Genomic DNA, 1,242 nt, shown 5'->3' on the forward strand with positions numbered 1-1,242 from the left:
GGATGCAATCCCCTATTCCAATGCGGGTTTTAATGCTCCGCCCGTCAATGCACAGCAGGAGCCCATTTCTCTGGATGCTTACGCAGGTGAATCGGACGTTGTGCTGCGTTTTGTCTTCTCTACGGAAGATGAGCTTTATAACGGTTTCCGTGGCTGGGTACTTGACGATGTGGTCATCTCTCGTACGGAAGGTTCTTTCCCGTTGTATGAAGGCGATGGCGAAGACGAGGTGGGTGGCATGGAGCCCATGGCCAAATCAGGCTTGGCTGGCACAGGCAAAAGAGTGTCCAGATAGAGGATCCCCGCCAAGAAGCCAGGAATGTAAACCGCCCCTCGGGGCGGTTTTTTATTGCCATAAGGGCTGGTTGTCCTACACTGCCGCTTTCAGCTCATTCTGGATGTATGTCATGTTGTCCTACCGCCACAGCTACCACGCCGGCAATTTCGCCGATGTCCTCAAGCACATCGTGCAGATGGCAATCATTGAATACCTGAAGAAGAAGGACAAACCCTTCACGGTGCACGACACCCACGCCGGTGCAGGCAGCTATGCCATCGCCAGTGAGCACATGCAGAAGACCGGTGAGTACCAGGAAGGGATTGCCAGGTTGTTTGGCAAGCGCACCGGGGTGGGGGTGATTGACCAGTATGTGTCGCTGGTGGAAAAGCTGAACCCGGTGGGGCGGCTGACGGACTATCCCGGTTCGCCGCTGATCAGCGCCCGCCTGCTGCGTGAGCAGGATGTGCTGCAGTGCACGGAGCTGCACACCACTGACTTTGCCCTGCTCAAGCGTGAGTTCGCTGACGACAAGCGGGTGCAGGTGCTCAAGGAAGATGCCTGGCAGGGGCTCAAGGCATTGCTGCCGCCCCAGCATCGGCGCGGTCTGGTACTGATTGATCCGTCCTACGAGATGGAAGCGGATTACAACGGCGTGCTGCCTGCGGTGCAAATGGCCATGGAGAAATTTGCCACCGCCACCTATGCCATCTGGTACCCGGTGCTGGACCGCAACCGCACGGAAAGCTTTATTCGCCGTTTTGTGAAAGCGGGGATTCCCAATCTGTTGCGGGTGGAATGCTGCGTGCGCCCGGATGCTTCCGGCCGCGGCATGACCGGTACGGGCATGTTGATCATTAACCCGCCTTACACGCTGGCCCAGCACATGGCTCAGGCCATGCCGTTATTGAAAGATGCGCTCTGCGATGCCAATGGTCATACCCTGGTAAAGCAGCTGACCGGTG

At 57.3% G+C, this 1,242-nt stretch carries 2 protein-coding genes; both read left to right on the forward strand.

What is annotated here, in order from left to right:
• The coding region (locus tag A3730_RS32375; protein WP_197477725.1) for a hypothetical protein at positions 1-295 on the forward strand (295 nt) is incomplete at its 5' end.
• 112 nt (positions 296-407) lie between these two features.
• Positions 408-1,242, forward strand: an 835-nt coding sequence (locus A3730_RS28565; protein WP_063539420.1) for a 23S rRNA (adenine(2030)-N(6))-methyltransferase RlmJ, incomplete at its 3' end; no start/stop codon positions are given.

Source organism: Alcanivorax sp. HI0044 (genome assembly GCF_001634945.1).